Raw genomic sequence first — 16540 nt, forward strand, 5'->3', positions numbered from 1 at the left:
AAGAAGTCAAAGAAAATACAACTGACGAAACAACTGATGAAGAAGGGGTCGCCATCCAGAATGAGTTTGCGTATATCATCGGTGTAGTTGTGAGCAACAAACAAGATGCTGTACAACCTGATTTAGAGTTGTTAGATGTTTTTGCCGATCAACTCAACTATCGCAATGTCATCAGTGCGAATCTACAAAACTTCACCCCAACATTTGTGAATCGCTTAGAAGTTGAAGCTACGGTTCAAAAAGTGGGGGAAGAAGAAATTTTATACCAAGCCAGTCAAGAACAGATGCAAATGGCGCCAAACTCCAATTTCAATTTTCCGATTTCTTTAGAAGGCGATCGTTTTCGCAGTGGTGAATATTTGTTAAAAATGACGGCACGCTCTGGAGAAGAGGAATGGCAATGGGAACGGAAGTTTACCATTGATGTGGATGAAGCGAGAGCATTGAATCGTGCAGATGTCACAATTGATACAGGTATTAATTGGTGGATCGTTGCAGCGATTAGTCTGATCATCCTATTGTTGTTGATCATTGTTTGGTTATTGTTGAAAAAGAAAAAAAATGAAAGGGATGATTCGGTTAATGACAACGAGTAGATATCATAAATTAGTTGTTTTATGTACAAGTATTTTTTGTGTCCAAACCGTTGCACTCCCTACATCTGTGCTATTTTCAACTTCTGTAGAAGCAGTAGATGTGCAAGAAGTTACAACAGACAGCAGTATGCTTGCGAATGACTATTTAGATGGGTTGAGGGAAGTGACGGAGGTCCCTTTACGTTTTTCTCCCAGCAACCTGCGAGTTACAGGTGAGGTAACAGAACCTGTATCCGTATCTTTTTATGCGAATAAACCAACACAAGAAGCCAAGATTCGTTTACCTAAAGAAGCAGTTGTGGATAAAGAGAGATTACCCGCTGGATTGACTATTACAGAAACAGTGGAAGAGAATCATTGGCTACTCCACTCAGAGGCTCCAAGGGAAACATTTACGTTACCACTTATTTTTCAAGAAGTAGGAACTTATGAAGCGTCTGTTGAAGAGGCGAAAACGACCATTTCTATCGATTCACCGACTACTTCTCTTGAACAAACAGAAGAAGAGCAAAAAAGTTTTGAACAAAAAGTTGATAATAGAACAGATGATGCTACAGAAGAGAGTCAACATGAACTATCAGAACCAGAAAATAATGATCCGTTTGTGGCGGAAACTGATGAACACGCAGATGATGAAGCTGAGTCGTCAATAGAAAAGAAAGAAGCAACAGTAAACGAGTTTTCCGGTCAGATAGCGGAAGTTTCGACAATGGTAGAATTTCGCGAAGCCATTGCTGATCCGGATGTTTCAACGATTTCTGTTCAAGCGAATTTGACTGAAAGTACAGCCAATATCATGACGATCGACCGACCAATCAAGATACAAGGAAACGGTCATACACTGACTTTTGGGAACAATGGTTTTTATTTTCAATTCGCAGAAGTGAGTGAACCTACGACCTTTCGGATAGAGGACGCAACCGTGACAAAAACCGGTGCTACTCCTTTAGTCAACGCAACAACAGAAGTTAGTCGCAATTGGACATTAGAAATAGAAGATGTGGCAGAAGTCAATGCCAATACGATGCGACTAGCATCAATTCCAGAAGGAACGGTTCAATTTACAGGTGGGACGAGTAACTTCACACGTACAAGTTCTGCACAAACTTTCATTGAAGCAAAAGAAGTCAAGGCAATCAATCAAGCGCAGGTGACGATCAGTCGTGGAAATGCCACGATTTTTCTAGCAGCTGCGACGGTTTCCGAACCTAAACTAACAATCGAAACCGGCGCAACTGTAACAATTACTACGACTTCGGGTGTAGCCAACGCGATTGATTTCAGAGGAGAAAATGCGGAAATCACACTCCAATCTGCTGGAAATTTAACGATCAATACAGTAGGAACGACTGCTACTCCTACTAACACAAGTAATAATACGATTGCTATGACTGGATCAGGACCGAAAGTCACCGTTCGTGATAAAAGTAATTTGACGACGACAAGTACTGCAGCCAAAAGAGGGTTACATCTATCCGGGAATAATCCCCAGGTAATTGTGAATGATTCGAAATTATCTGTGACCTCAGCCACACAGTCAGCCATGAATCTATCAGGGAATACTCCTCAAGTGATCGTGGATAGCTCAGAACTATCAGTTACCTCTACTACCCAATCAGCAGTAAATCTATCAGGGGAGGAGCCAACATTTTCTGTAACGAATAGTCATACTGATATTCGTTCTGAAACAGGAGCCACACTTGCCTTGACAGGTGTATCACCTAAAGTCAACTATGTGGGATCTACAGGGAGTTTAACAAGTACCACCGGACAACGATTGAATTTGATCGGCGATAATCCCCAGTTATCATTGGATCAGACCCAATTATCAATGGGAGCTACTAGTGGTCGAGGGATTTATTTACAAGGAACGACGCCACAAGTGTTACTAAAACAAAGTACGATTGAAATAACAGATAGCCAACCTTCACAAGGAATGATTTTACAAGGAGCAGACGCGCTGTTGGATTTAACAGAACACAGCGAACTGACAATTAATGGTGCCGGAACGGGAACATTTGAAAACATCCAAATTGGCGCCAATAACCCTCGTCCAGAACTCTCACTGACCGGTGCGTCTAAAGTGACGGTTGCTACTACGAGTGGTACAGGTGGTGCTTCGGATACGGCGAATAATGGGTTACATTTACGTGGTGAGCAACCAAAAATGACGCTATCAGAAGAATCAGAACTAAATGTTTCAGTTATTTCCAATGCGCGCCGAGGGGTCTATTTAAATGGTGCAGAGGCTGATCTGACAATCAAAGATAGCCAGCTTAATATAAATACACAAAGTGGGCAAGGGATTAATATAAATGGAAGCGATGCACGATTTCATGCGATAAACAGCAAAACATCCATCGAAACAGTGGCTGGTCAACGCATGAATTTGATTGGAGCTTCACCTGTCTTAAATTTGGATAACAGTCATCTGACGATGAAAACAATGACTGGTCGAGGAGTTTATTTGCAAGGAGCAACGCCACAAGTATTGTTAAATGAGAGTACGATTGAAATGACAGATACAGGTGCTTCTCAAGGAATGATTTTGGAAGGGACCGATGCTTTACTTTCTTTGAAAAAGAATAGTACCTTCACAGTTTCTGGTGGTGGAACAGGTACTACCGAAAATATTCAAGTTGGGAACAATAATGCGAGACCTAAGATAGACTTAGAAGGTGGTTCAAAATTAGGTGTAACCACTACCAGTGGAACAGGTGCAGGATCTGCTACAGCCAATAATGCCGTTCATCTCAGAGGAAATGAACCAGAACTAAATATAACAGATGGAGCGAGCATTTCAATTGATATTACTTCTGGCAATCGACGTGGAATAGTATTAACTGGAAATAATTCAACGACACTTGTTGATTCTAGTGATGTAAATTTAAAGCTAGAGGGTAGTGGCGTCGGTTATGCTGCAACAGGAACTACCAATAAATTAGCCATCTCAAAGAGCCAGTGGGAGGCGAACGGAGCCGCCGGACACAATATTCATATGGTCGGCAACAATAGTACAGTCTTACTTGATCACTCTGATGCTGTTTTTGAAGCAGCCAGCTCTGGTGGAAATATTTGGTTAGCAGGAGCAGATTCAGTACTTGCTATAGAAAATGGTGCCCGAGTAAATGCAACATCAGATAATGCGAACAGTATAGCCATACATGGCGCACGTGCATTATTACAAATGAGTGGGTCTGAATCAAAGATGGAGATTATTAGTAATGTTGCAGCAGCCGAATTAAACGCAGCCGTTTTTTTAGGTGCTCCGAGTACGGGTGGGGGTGCTACAAACTCTAATGCTGAAGTTAGATTGACAGAAGGCGCAAAATTGAACATCCATGCAAATCGTGCCTCGGCATTAAGTTTGCTCAGTGCCAATGGTCAATTTAACTTATTAGAGAAGTCAGAATTAAATTTAACAGCAGGCAATACTGATTCATCAGCTAATGGTGCAGTTGCTGTACTGCGATTTATACGTGTTGGAGGATATCAGTTTACGATAGATAATGCAAAAATGAATATAAGTAAATCTGGAGGCAGAACACCAGGTATTCGAATGAATGGTGGAAATAACCATATTGAAATCAAGAATAAAGGTCAATTTTTTATTTATAATCCTGGGAATGGTACACCTATAAATCAAGATACTTCATCTGGGTTAGCCAATCAAGGGGTACATTATCCTAATGGTGGAAATAATTCTTTTGTAGTCGATGGTTTAGGCTCAAATGTACAAATTATTGCCGATAACGGTGCAGCGATCGATATGGAAAGTCAGGTAGGAGCAATTGAAGCGCGTGATGGAGCCACTTTCATTGCTCAAGGAAGAACAGCTACAGACGCGGCAGGAATATTCAATGCTGGAAATTTAACTGTTGATTTTGATAATCCATTATTTATGGACTTTAGAAATACTCGCGTTGGTGGGGGGAACATATTTAACGTTAGTGGTGCATCGACACTAACTGCAACAAATAGTGATTTATCTGTTTGGCGAAAAGGCGCTGATTTGAATGGTGACCCCAATTTAGACTTCCGAAGCATGGATTATTCGTTTACTGGAACAAATTTTAATACGTTAAGAGAGACAAGCGACCCCACACAGCTAAATACGGAAGTGTTTGGAACTCTAGGTTTAACAGCATACAGTCGATTGAGTAGTAATAATGGTCGTTGGGCGATAGCAGATGAACTCAGAGTCCCAACCAATGCCGATACGAAAATTCATGGGCGAGTGAGCCTTCCAGTGGGATTAGATGATAGTCGACCAGCTTGGGATGATGAAGCCGTGGTTACCATAGAAGTAGAATCACCTGCAAGAGAGAAAAAAGAGTATAAGGCAAAAACGGTAGGACACTCAGATGAATCACCAGGGATTAGTATCTACAATGAAGAACCTCGTGGTGGACTGTTTGAAGTACAGCTGGATGAACCATTAGAAGCAGGTTCAAAAGTTCGAATCAGCAAGGTTGAGTTGAGTAGTGGGGAATTGACGACTGGATTTGACCATCAAATCTTGACAGAAACAGTAGAAGTCTTTCCAATTGTTCCACCGAAACCAGCAACATTTGCTTCTTCGATCATTTCAAGAAATAGTCAAAAGATTGAAGGAGTTTCCGAGAATCCTGATGTATCGGTGACAGCTACTCATAATGGACAAAAAATCGACACAGAAAATGTCGAGGTGGATGAAAATGGGAAATTTAGCATTGACCTTAGTACCATTCAGTTAGCAGAAGACGATGAAATCCAAGTGTTTTTAAGAGACAAGAACGGTTCCGCAAAAGCAGCTGGAATTGTAAATCCGCCACTGACAAATGATGAACAAGGGAATATCAATCCAGCACAACCATTAGATTTCCATGATGTGACTTTTGCTGAGGCAACTATTTTAACTGTTGGAAATTTTGATCCTGTTGCGCCAGTCGACCCATTAGACCCTGAAAATGAAGTTCTTCCGGAAAATCAACCAGAACTTCCAGAAGAACAAGGAGCATTAAGTATCGATTTTATTTCTCGCTTCAATTTTGGGAAACAGAATATCTCAGTGAAGGATAAAACCTACTATGCCCAACCCCAACGTTTACTGAACGAAGATGGCACGGTCAATGAAATACAAGAACGACCAAACTTTATCCAAATCAGTGATCGTCGACCGGACAATGAGCGAAGTGGTTGGCAATTATCGGTTACCCAGAATGGACAATTCAGTAATCAAAATGGTCATGAATTGATTGGTTCTGAGATCCAGTTACTCAATCAAGAACTAGTGACAGCTCAAGGCGGAACAGCGCCTGCGCTAAAAGAAGAAACTGGCCAAAAAATCATACCAAATACTAAAAGAATCTTATTACAAGCAGATGAAAAATCTGGAACAGGAACCTGGATCTATCGTTTTGGGAATGCAGAGACAGCAGATAAAAGTGTTGGTTTGTATGTACCGAAAGGAACGAATCCAGAAGCCAAAGAATATTCAACGACACTTACTTGGGAATTGAGTAGTGTTCCAGAAAATCAATAAAAAAAGAGTTGTGATAGCCAGATACAGCTCCAAAAAATAAGTCAGAAACCCCCAAGATTTTCGGGATTTCTGGCTTATTTTTGCTAACATTCTTTTTTTAAATACATTTACTCAGTTTTAGAGAGTATGAAATGACGAATAGTATTTCACTTCTTTCATCTTCTTAACACTGAGGGAAAAAAGTATTTTTCTATAGTAGAAAACTTTCTGTAAAAAAGTGCGAAGAAAACGAGAGATTTCTTTACACTAGAGTAACTATAACGTATATAATCTATATAAGGTGTGTTGTCACCATTAACGTTGATTGGCACAGAAAAAAGAAGCAACAAAAAAAACGAAGCGAGCGAATATGGAGATAAATATGATAAAGAATAAATTGCAACAATACAAAATATTATTGATATTATTGATTCTTGTAGCTGTTTCGCTGATTATTTTTTTGAATCAAATCATTTATGCGTGGCTGATCGTGGAAATTTTTGCCTTTCTTCTTTGTGGCTATTTAGTGATTTTTGATCAAAGAGAAGCAACCTCTAAAATTGCTTGGATCTTAGCGTTATTATTTTTACCGGTCGTCGGGATCATGCTGTACTATCTGATTGGTCGTGAGCCACGATTACGCAAGTTATCGAAACAGCAACTAGACAATGAACGAAACATACAAGAGACGGTGTCCAAAATTCTTCAGGAACATTCAGAAATCATCCATGCCAAGCACGATCTTTCCAATGAGATTTTCCATCTTTCCGCAAAGTATCCAACAAAAGATAATCAATTGTCATTGTTAAAAGAAGGAGCGGATGCTTTTGCTTCATTGTTGCACGATATCAAACAGGCAATACATCATGTCCATGTTTTCTTCTATATTATAAAAGGGGATGAAACTGGCGAAGAACTAGTTGCTGCTTTGATCGAAAAAGCACAACAGGGAATCAAAGTACGTTTTATGTATGACAGTGTCGGATCAATTGCTTTCCCGAATCGATTATTAGATACGATGCGAGAAAATGGTGTAGAAGTACGAACCTATGATCTCTTGAACTCACCGTGGCTGAGTAACAAAGCCAATTGGCGTAATCATCGGAAAATCGTGGTGATCGATGGGGAAATTGCGCACACTGGTGGTATGAACATCGGGAATGAGTATAGTGGGCGCGGAAAAAAGTTTTCTTATTGGCGAGATACGAATGTTCGAATCGAAGGGCCTTCTGTACTCGAGTTGCAGGAATGTTTCATTTATGATTGGTTATTTCTCGATGAAGGGACAGAAACGATTACTTATTTTATCAATCAGCAAGATCTGTATTTTCCATTACAAACGGAACAACCAAAAGGTTCAGAAATCGTACAGGTTGTTTACGGAGGGCCGTATGATCAAGAGAGGATCATCAAAGACTCTTTCAATGACTTGATTGGTAAAGCAGTTGATTCGATCAAGATTGCTATGCCTTATTTTATTCCAGATGAAGAAACACTTGGGGCGCTTAGACGAGCAGCTCGATGTGGGATCAAAGTGCAATTGATCATACCAGGAAAAGGCGATCGCGGGATTTCATTTCATGGGACGAACTCGTTTATTGATGGGTTGTTATCGGCAGGAGTTGAAGTGTCGATCTACGATACAACTGCATTTATCCATTGTAAATATATGATCGTTGATGATGTGGTCGCAACGATTGGATCGACTAATTTTGATATTCGTAGTTTTTATCTCAATCATGAACTATCAATGTTCATTTATGGTCCATCAAAAACGATCGATGAATTGAACGTCCATTTTACAGAAGATTTAGCCCACGCCGAAAAGGTCAAAAAAGACGAATGGCAACGGCGAAGTGCATGGACGAAAATCAAAGAGAAAATCAGTGGCTTGTTTGTGCCGATACTTTAATAGAAGCAACGGAATCAGCGCCTAAGAACGTGCCATTAATTTAAGACAGAATAGACAAAGCGTTTCTTACGTGTTTGTTTCTTCTGTTTTTTCTTTTATCCTTTCTTAGTGTTTTATAACAATACAATGCGCAATGAAATAAGTTTTTTTAGAGATATGCTACTATAGAGATAGATGTAAAGTGTTTTTTTACAGTTGGATCATACGAATTTACATCTGTGGAAATGAGCTTTAAGACTTAGAAAGTAAGAGGTGATTTTGTGAAAAACAAACAGAAATCAGTCATTGTTCTGGGAGGTGGACTTGGTGGTTTGTCTGCTGCAGTTTCCTTAGCCCAAGAAGGATTCGACGTATCGCTATATGAAAAGAACGATCATTTAGGGGGGAAATTGAACCGTTTAGAAGCAAATGGATTTGGCTTTGATCTAGGTCCATCGATTTTAACGATGCCCCAAATTTTTGAAAAACTGTTTCTCACGAGTGGCAAACAGATGGCAGATTACATTCCGATCGAACGATTAGATTTGCAGTGGCGTTCTTTTTTTCCTGATCACACAACGATTGATCTATACAGTGATTTAACGAAAATGGCTCAAGAAAATCCTTTGCTGACTGTAAAAGACATGAGGGAGTATCAAGATTTTTTAGACTATGCGAAGGAAATCTATGCGGCCACAGAAGTCGGTTATTTTGACAAAGGGCTTGATTCGACCATGGAGATTTTAAAAGAACATGGTGTGATCAAAGCGTTGAAAGGATTTGATTATTTTTCTTCGATGCATGATGGGATCGCTAAACGTGTGAGTCATCCTAAAATGCAGGAGATGCTCGGTTATTTTAGTAAGTATGTTGGTTCGTCTCCTTATGATGCACCTGCTGTTTTGAATATGATGATCTATATGCAACATGCGCAAGGGGTTTGGTATGTACCAGGTGGGATGCACAAGATTGCGGAAGGAATCGTGAAACTTGGGAAAGAGATTGGCGTGACATTCCATACCGGCATTTATGTTGAAAAATTAAATGTAGAGGATGATCAGATCCGTTCGGCACGACTAGCAGATGGGACGGTGATCGAAGCAGATTATTTTGTTTCGAATATGGAAGTCATCCCGGCTTATGAACAGTTATTAGATGAAAAACCAGCGTTTACTGAGAAGTTAGAAAAGAAATTTGAACCAGCAAGTTCAGGGTTTGTCTTGCATTTAGGTGTTAATAAAGAATATCCGCAATTAGCCCATCATAATTTTTTCTTTTCAAATGCAGAGAAAGAAAATTTTGATCAAAACTTCCATCAGCACCAGTTGCCAGAAGACCCAACGATCTATTTGGTGAATGTGAATAAGACTGATCCTTCCCAAACGATCGAAGGGCATGAGAATATCAAGATTTTACCTCATATCCCTTATCTACAAGATCAACCATTTACAGAAGCAGAATATGATGCTTTTCGTGAACGTATTTTGATCAAATTGGAAACGATGGGGCTAACGGATTTGAGAAAACATATTGTCTATGAAAATCGTTGGACCCCGGAAGATATCCAAAAAAATTATTTATCACATCGTGGAGCAATCTATGGGACTGTATCTGATCGCAAGAAAAATCATGGATTCAAACATGCAAAACATAGTGAGTGCTATGACAACTTATACTTTGTAGGTGGGACAGTCAATCCAGGTGCAGGTATGCCCATGGTCACTTTGAGTGGGCAACAAGTGAGTGACAAGATTGCCCAAAGAGAAGCAGATGTATAGGAAGGAAGGCTTATTTTGGTACTAATAATGATCGTCCTTTTTGTCGCTTGGCTTTCAGGTTGGTGTATCTTTTATCGACTGCCATTCATCACAAACCTAACCTCTGCAAAACGTTTTGATACAAATGTTTCAATCATTATTCCTGTACGTAACGAAGCAAATACGCTCCCAAAATTACTACAATCGATCCAAAGGCAAACGATCCAACCACGAGAAATCATCGTCGTGGACGATGCTTCCACTGACGATACAGCAAAAATCGCCAAGAACTTAGATGCAATAGTTTACTCAAATGATCGTGAGCAGCATGGCAAGGCGGCTGCCTGTTGGTTAGGTGCAACAAAGGCCCAAAGTGAGCATTTCATATTTTTAGACGCAGATACCTTTTTTCAGACAGACAATAGTTTGGAAAGACTATTGAAGGAATACGAAAAAAGAGGGAATAGTGGCTTGCTGTCGCTTCAACCGTTTCATCAAACTGTTCGCTTTTATGAACAGTTCTCGTTTGTTTTCAATGTGGTCATTCTAGTAGGGTTGAATACTTTTTCTGTGCTGGGTGAAAAATTAAAAGCAGCGGGGGCGTTTGGGCCGTGTATCTTATGCTCGAAAACCGATTATTTCCAAGTCGATGGGCATAAAGATATGCCTCGTGGGATCTTAGATGATATGGCTTTAGCCAAACGTTTTCAAAAGGCAGGATTTCCCATCCATTTATATGGTGGGAAAGAGTTGATTGCTTTTCGCATGTATCCTGAAGGTTTCAAGCAATTGATCCAAGGGTGGACAAAGGATTTTGCCACAGCTTCTAGAGCAACCAATCCCTTTATTTTGTTAGGAGTCATCCTCTGGATAAGTGGTGGAGTTGGCTCAGTGTTGGCTTTTGGTATGGAACAATGGCCGCTCGCACTGGTCATTTATTGCCTGTATGTGCTCCAATGTATTGTATTTGCCAAACGTGTAGGAAATTTCAAGCCGCTTTTCTTGTTCGTTTTTCCGTTCTTTTTTATCTTCTTTCTTTTCTTGTTTTTGTGGTCGTTGATCCAAACCTATCTTTTGAAATCAGTGACTTGGAAAGGAAGAAAAATCAAACTTTAGGAGGTTTTTATGCCACTGATCCATTTGACCACTGGAGTATTAGTGATGCTCGACATTCTTGCCTGGTTTATTTTTCATTTGGGTATATCCTTTGGTGTACGTCAAATTTCTGACTCTTTTTTTGAAAGAAAGCGTCGTTGGTTTCGTTCTTTTTCTTTTGAAAAGCAAGGAGTTATTTGGGAGAAAAAATTTCAGATCAAAAAATGGAAAGACAAGCTGCCAGATGGTACTGTGATTGCCAAGAGTGGATTCGATAAATCAAGACTTGGTAAGACTGATTCTGCCGCACTGAAAAAATTCATCATTGAAACACAAAGAGCAGAGCTGACACATTGGCTATTGATCGCGCCAGCGTTCCTTTTCTTTTTGTGGAATCCCAAATGGGCGGGGTGGGTCATGGTTTTTTATGCGCTTTTTGTCAATATCCCATTTATTATGATCCAACGCTATAATCGGCCACGATTGGAACGAGCGTTCATTAGAAAAATGAGGAATAAGTAGCTTCTTAAAACGGATTTATGTTTCTTTTATGTTGTTTATATGTTGTCTTGGTGTTAATTATAAGTTGAAAAACAGCAGAGGTGATGACATGGAAACGACAAAAAAGAAACCAATCCATATCTCAATTGATGAGGATTTGAAAAAGGATGCTGAGCAATTATTTGCTGAGTTGGGTATGAATATGACAACCGCAATTACAGTTTTTTTAAAACAGTCTGTAACTAAACTGGCACTTCCTTTTAAAATTGAAAGGGGAAATCCGGCTACTTTGCAAGCGAGAAAAGATGCTGGAGATGGTAATATTCATGGTGGATTCAGCTCTGCTGATGGTTGCTGGAGGACTTTTTATACTTCACAATTCAAGCGAGACTATAAAAAAGCGAAAAAGCAGGGAAAAGATTTAGCAAAACTAAGAAAGATGCTATCTCTTTTGCAAAGGCAACATAAATGACCCGAACTGTATCGTGATCATTATTTGACCGATAGTTATGTGGGATTTAGAGAATGGTATATCAGTCCTGATTAGCTATTAGTATATAAGCTTGATAATGATCAATTAATCTTGATACTTGCTAGGCTGGGATCTCACAGTGAATTTTTTTAAAGAAGTTGTGAAATAAATGGACAACTCAGAAAAATAAACGAGAAAACCCAAAACTTGTTTTTAAAGTGTTTGGATTCTCTCGTTTATTTTTTTCTAGAAGCTATTAGAGAAATGGTGTAATCGTTTTTTAGGAAGAACAATCAAACTTTAGGAGCATTTTATGCCACTAATCCATTTGACCACTGGAGTATTAGTGATGCTTGACATTCTTGCCTGGTTTATTTTCCACTGGGGTATATCCCTTGGTGTACGCCAAATCGCTGACTTTTTTTTTTGAACGATATTATCGTTCGTTTCGTTCCTTTTGAAAAGTGAAGAGTTATTTGGGGAAAAATTTCGGATAAAAAAATGGAAAGATAAGCTGCCAGTTGGTACTGTGATTACTAAAAACGAATAAATGGCTTTCTAGAAGTGAACACTACATAAATAAGCACCAAAATCCATTGATGAATAATTGTGGGGTTTTGGTGCTTTTTATCGGAGCTTAATACTTTTATCAGAATTTCACAAACCTGTCTTTTGTGCAAAGTTAGTGATTCAAAATGTAGGAATGCTCAAAATAAAGTGGATCTTTTTGAAACTTTTCTTAGAAAACGATCGTCTAATTAAGTATAAAAAAAGAAAGTGGAGTGAGCGTATGAAACATGAAAAAAACTATTCATTTTTAACGATAGAACTAATTTTCCTAGTCTTATTGTTCCTGTTTACCAGCCTTTTTTTATGGATGTATTCAATGGATACATTTTCGATCCGAGAAGAAAAGCCACAGGAGATAGGGACAAGCGAGTCGACTAGAACGAAAGATACACAACTACGTAAGGAAGCAAACAAGGATTTTATGCGAGAACTGGGTGAAATTTATTATTTGAGATAGGGAGGGATCTAATATTTTTAATCGGATAGCAAAAAAGCAGCGAGTCAGACATTATGAATCTCAGTTAGAACAGCTGATTGAGACACAATATCAAAAAATGTATCGAATCGCTTATAGTTATACACACTGTTCGGAAGATGCACTAGATGTTATCCAAGATAGCTTTCAAAAAGCGCTGATGGATTTCTCAAAGGTAAAGAAGATCGATCATTTTCAAGCTTGGTTTTATAAAATCCTAGTCCGCACAGCAATTGATTATTGGCGCAAGAATAAACGAATGCCTTTGAATTTTGAATTGGAAGACTGTCCAGGACTTGAATTCATCGATTTTCAAAATGATGTTTCTTACATGGAATTACGAGAATTATTGAGCCAAACACCTAGCCCAGAACGCGAGATCATTATCTTGAAATTTTTTGAAGGATTTACATTGAAAGAAATTGCTCAGATTTTAAATTTAAATGAGAATACAGTGAAAACAAAAATGTATCGCTCACTAGATAATTACAAAGAAATTTTAAAATAAAGGAGAGTGGATAGCGAAATGGGAGGAACAAAGAAAAAAATAAGTATGATGAATCAGGCGTATCAAGCGGGGGAAATTCCTGAACAGCTAGAAGATGAGCTATTCAAGCGTTTTACGATTGCCAAGAAAAAAGTGAAGGTGAAACGACAAGTAAAACATGCTGGCCATATCGGTTTGGGGATCGTCTGCTCTGTAGTTATTTTGTTCGCAGGTGTTCAAAATAGAGACTTTCGCGTATGGGCGACAGAAATCCCTGTTCTAGGAGAATTGGTTTCGATCATTACTGGGAAAACCTATTCATTCCAAGAAGAGGAATCGGGTATCAGGATTGCTGTTCCAAAAATAATTGGAAAAGAAGAAATCCATGACCAGTTGAATCGAAAATATCTCGCAGAGGGACAACGAGCTTATGAGGAAGGAGTGAAAGAAATCAAGAAAAATGGGCAACAGATTGATACAACAGGTGGATATCGCATATTGGTCAATGATGAGCGATTTTTAGTGATTGATCGTTCAATCGAACAGACAATTGCGAGTACGCAAACGAACAATCAATTTGACACGTTAGATAAACAAAATGAGGTACTTGTGTCTTTGCCTTTATTATTTAAAAATGATGATTATCTCATTGCTCTTTCAAAGGAAATTGAAGAACAGATGAAAAATCGTATGGAAAAAGATCCAGAATCAACTTATTTTGCTCTAGAGGATAATGGCTCATTTTTATTAAAAAAAGATCCTAGTTTTTATATCAATAAAGAACACCAGCTGGTTATCTTCTTTGATAAATACGAGGTAGCACCTGGTGCTATGGGGACACAAGAATTCGTTATTGATAAAAATAAAATCCAATCTTTATTGGCTGACCCAAACTATTTGAATTAAAGCTTTCAAACTTTACAAATAGAATCGTTCTTTGCTGAGAATAATAGCATCAACCGGTAGAATCTTTTGTACATGTTTACCGGTTGACGCTTTTTAGGTTGAGAGAAATAGCATTCAATAATGGCCGAAAAATCCAATGCTTATCTGAATTATTCAACCGCTTGCTTGACGATTTCTTGCCAAAAATGAAAATATTCCTCTTCTAAATCGATCGAATCAAGTTCATCCCAAGCAATAAAGCCCTCGTTTACATAAAAGCCATCTTCTGTCATCTTTTTTTGAATCGTTCCTCTATAGTTTTCTCCCTTTTTTGTTTGGATCGTAATTTCTTGTTTGGCAATATAGGCAGTGATTATGACAGTTTCGAAATGATTCTTTATCATTGTCATCGGTAGCGCCTCCCTTTTAGTCATTTTCCTCTTCAAAATATTGATAAAATTCATCTTTGATCAATTGCAGTTCAGCTTGTTGCTTTGGCTTGTTCCAATCGATTGATCGTGAAATTTGTTCGTCATATGTCTTGTTGGTACTAAACTCAAACCATTTTATTTCTTGTTTCAAACCAACGTGACGAATGTTCTCCCAGAGAATCTGGTGCTGGTCAATCGTCAGATATTCTTCATCACATTCGCCTAAGAAAACACCCTCGATATTTTCTCTATATCGACCAAATTCATCTTTTGTGTTTAATTGGATGGTCACTTTTTGTCGGTAGAGAAAAGACTGTAATAGTACTTGGTCGATTTCCTCTCTCGTCATTTGCGATTGGGGAGGGAGGTCTTTTAAGGCGGCTGCTGCATTTTCTTCGATCCCTTTAACTAGCTCATCCATGGCAAAAGCGGTTCCCCACTTCAAGCCAAAGGGGCGATCGCGGTATTCATTGTAATCGAGAAATTCTTTTTTCGTGCGTCGCATGTCCTTCACCTTCAATACCAGCCATTCCGCCAGCATGACCGCCTACAAGCGAACTGCGGGCGATTGCTCGACCACCTTCCAGTAAACTATGTGCATGGACGATTGCTTTGAATCCATACTTTTGTCGAATCTTATCCACGACAAAGTCAATCTTTGCCGCATTGACTTGCTCGTTAGGATCATCGAATAGATTCAATTGCAAGCCAGTCGCATAAACTAAGCGAGAACAGTTGACGCCGATACTTCGGATATCTTGCCGTTGATAATGTCGATCAAAAATCATCAATAGTGCTTCTGCTAAGACATGACTGGCATTGGCCGGTTCGATTTTCATCTGTTGGTGAAACCCAGTTTTTCCTGAAATATCTGTGTAGCCCAAAGAAAAACCGACCCACAGACTAACTACTTGTGCTTTTGCTTCTTCTCGACGTAAGCGTGTGCCTACTTGATCCGCCATTTCCTTGATCACGATTTCAATCTCTTCTCGACGGGTATAGTCCTTATTGAGGATTTGACTATTTCCGATGCTTTTTGATTTAGGGGTGTAGACTTCACCAAGAAAGCTTCGATCGATTCCCCAGGCATGGGCATAAAGTTGTGTACCAATTACCCCCATTGCACTTTTTAAACGATAGTAATCCGCATGTGCAAGCTCATAGATGCTATGGATGTTCATTTTATTTAAACGAATCGCTGTTTTTCGACCGATCCCCCAAAAATCTGTCAGCTGAGGAATCCGCCAAAGTTTTTCAGGGACGTCTTCATAACGCCATTCGGCGATCATGTCTCGGGTATCCTTCGCTTCATTATCCAGAGCTAATTTTGCCAATAGTGGATTATCACCGATACCGATCGTGGCATAGATCCCTGTCTGATCATAAACGTCTTGACGAATCTTTTTTGCAAGTGTCCGCGCATCAGGAGCATCGAACAAATTCAAACTATTTGTGATATCCAAAAAACTTTCGTCGACCGAATAGACATGATGATTACTCTCGTCTGCATAGGTTTTATAAATCGCATTGATTTCTTTGTTCTTCTCCATATAATAAGCCATTCGTGGTGGGGCAATATATAAATCACTGGGATAAGGAAAGGGCAAATCACGCGCACGACTGATATTCGTGATCCCGTAGGCTTTTTTTGCAGCTGGACTAGAGGCAAGGATCAGCCCGCTACCACGTTCTTCCCATGAATTTCCGGGGTACGACATAACAACTAGTTTGGTTGTTAAAGGGTCTAATCTAAGTGAGACACATTCAACAGAAGCATAAAATGACTTACAATCAATACATAAAATATCTCTAGAAGGTTCTTTATGATAGTCAAATACAGGATTTTGATTTTTAAACATAACAGTCACCTCTTCTAC

The 16540-nt window shown here is 39.2% G+C and carries 11 protein-coding genes and 1 pseudogene; 9 read left to right on the forward strand and 3 right to left on the reverse strand.

What is annotated here, in order from left to right:
- The 9 genes and pseudogenes from P3R27_RS11295 to rsiV form a co-directional block, all read left to right on the forward strand.
- The coding region (locus tag P3R27_RS11295) for a DUF3324 domain-containing protein (protein WP_301399079.1) at positions 1-596 on the forward strand (596 nt) is incomplete at its 5' end.
- Complete coding sequence (locus P3R27_RS11300; RefSeq protein WP_284592379.1) at positions 583-6120, forward strand: WxL domain-containing protein; 5538 nt, start codon at positions 583-585, stop codon at positions 6118-6120. The genes P3R27_RS11295 and P3R27_RS11300, both read left to right, overlap by 14 nt.
- Positions 6121-6481: 361 nt before the next feature.
- A complete protein-coding gene (gene cls / locus P3R27_RS11305; protein ID WP_034690354.1) occupies positions 6482-8011 on the forward strand; it encodes a cardiolipin synthase in 1530 nt (509 codons plus the stop codon).
- 260 nt (positions 8012-8271) lie between these two features.
- On the forward strand, positions 8272-9768 hold the full coding sequence (locus P3R27_RS11310) for a phytoene desaturase family protein (RefSeq protein ID WP_034690352.1): 1497 nt from the start codon (positions 8272-8274) through the stop codon (positions 9766-9768).
- A 15-nt stretch (positions 9769-9783) separates the two neighbouring features.
- On the forward strand, positions 9784-10863 hold the full coding sequence (locus tag P3R27_RS11315) for a glycosyltransferase family 2 protein (protein WP_080693184.1): 1080 nt from the start codon (positions 9784-9786) through the stop codon (positions 10861-10863).
- A 9-nt stretch (positions 10864-10872) separates the two neighbouring features.
- Positions 10873-11364, forward strand: a complete 492-nt coding sequence (locus P3R27_RS11320; RefSeq protein ID WP_126133898.1) for a glycosyl-4,4'-diaponeurosporenoate acyltransferase CrtO family protein — start codon at positions 10873-10875, stop codon at positions 11362-11364.
- 88 nt (positions 11365-11452) lie between these two features.
- A pseudogene (locus P3R27_RS11325) lies at positions 11453-11692 on the forward strand (type II toxin-antitoxin system RelB/DinJ family antitoxin); the annotation flags it as partial.
- A gap of 1163 nt (positions 11693-12855) precedes the next feature.
- Positions 12856-13368, forward strand: a complete 513-nt coding sequence (locus tag P3R27_RS11335; protein WP_034690344.1) for an RNA polymerase sigma factor — start codon at positions 12856-12858, stop codon at positions 13366-13368.
- 18 nt (positions 13369-13386) lie between these two features.
- Positions 13387-14253 (forward strand): anti-sigma-V factor RsiV, encoded by an 867-nt coding sequence (gene rsiV, locus P3R27_RS11340; RefSeq protein ID WP_126133899.1) that lies wholly within the window; start codon positions 13387-13389, stop codon positions 14251-14253.
- A 149-nt stretch (positions 14254-14402) separates the two neighbouring features.
- Here rsiV and P3R27_RS11345 read toward each other — a convergent pair whose 3' ends face one another.
- The 3 genes from P3R27_RS11345 to P3R27_RS11355 are packed head-to-tail and all read right to left on the reverse strand — an operon-like array spanning position 14403 to position 16522.
- Positions 14403-14642: a hypothetical protein gene (locus P3R27_RS11345; protein WP_126133900.1), complete on the reverse strand. Its 240-nt coding sequence runs from the start codon at positions 14640-14642 to the stop codon at positions 14403-14405.
- 16 nt (positions 14643-14658) lie between these two features.
- Complete coding sequence (locus tag P3R27_RS11350) at positions 14659-15168, reverse strand: hypothetical protein (protein WP_034690341.1); 510 nt, start codon at positions 15166-15168, stop codon at positions 14659-14661.
- Positions 15131-16522: a Y-family DNA polymerase gene (locus P3R27_RS11355; protein WP_126133901.1), complete on the reverse strand. Its 1392-nt coding sequence runs from the start codon at positions 16520-16522 to the stop codon at positions 15131-15133. The genes P3R27_RS11350 and P3R27_RS11355 overlap by 38 nt, the downstream gene beginning before the upstream one ends.
- Positions 16523-16540 lie beyond the last annotated feature (18 nt).

The sequence above is a fragment of the Enterococcus spodopteracolus genome (assembly GCF_030441955.1).
Classification (GTDB): domain Bacteria; phylum Bacillota; class Bacilli; order Lactobacillales; family Enterococcaceae; genus Enterococcus_B; species Enterococcus_B spodopteracolus.

What these genes read in the sequence shown, in the direction of transcription:
- P3R27_RS11300 (WP_284592379.1), top strand. Translation starts at nt 583, where the DNA reads ATGACAACGAGTAGATATCATAAATTAGTTGTTTTATGTACAAGTATT.
- cls (WP_034690354.1), top strand. Translation starts at nt 6,482, where the DNA reads ATGATAAAGAATAAATTGCAACAATACAAAATATTATTGATATTATTG.
- P3R27_RS11320 (WP_126133898.1), top strand. Translation starts at nt 10,873, where the DNA reads ATGCCACTGATCCATTTGACCACTGGAGTATTAGTGATGCTCGACATT.
- rsiV (WP_126133899.1), top strand. Translation starts at nt 13,387, where the DNA reads ATGGGAGGAACAAAGAAAAAAATAAGTATGATGAATCAGGCGTATCAA.
- P3R27_RS11345 (WP_126133900.1), bottom strand. Translation starts at nt 14,642, where the DNA reads ATGACAATGATAAAGAATCATTTCGAAACTGTCATAATCACTGCCTAT.
- P3R27_RS11350 (WP_034690341.1), bottom strand. Translation starts at nt 15,168, where the DNA reads ATGCGACGCACGAAAAAAGAATTTCTCGATTACAATGAATACCGCGAT.
- P3R27_RS11355 (WP_126133901.1), bottom strand. Translation starts at nt 16,522, where the DNA reads ATGTTTAAAAATCAAAATCCTGTATTTGACTATCATAAAGAACCTTCT.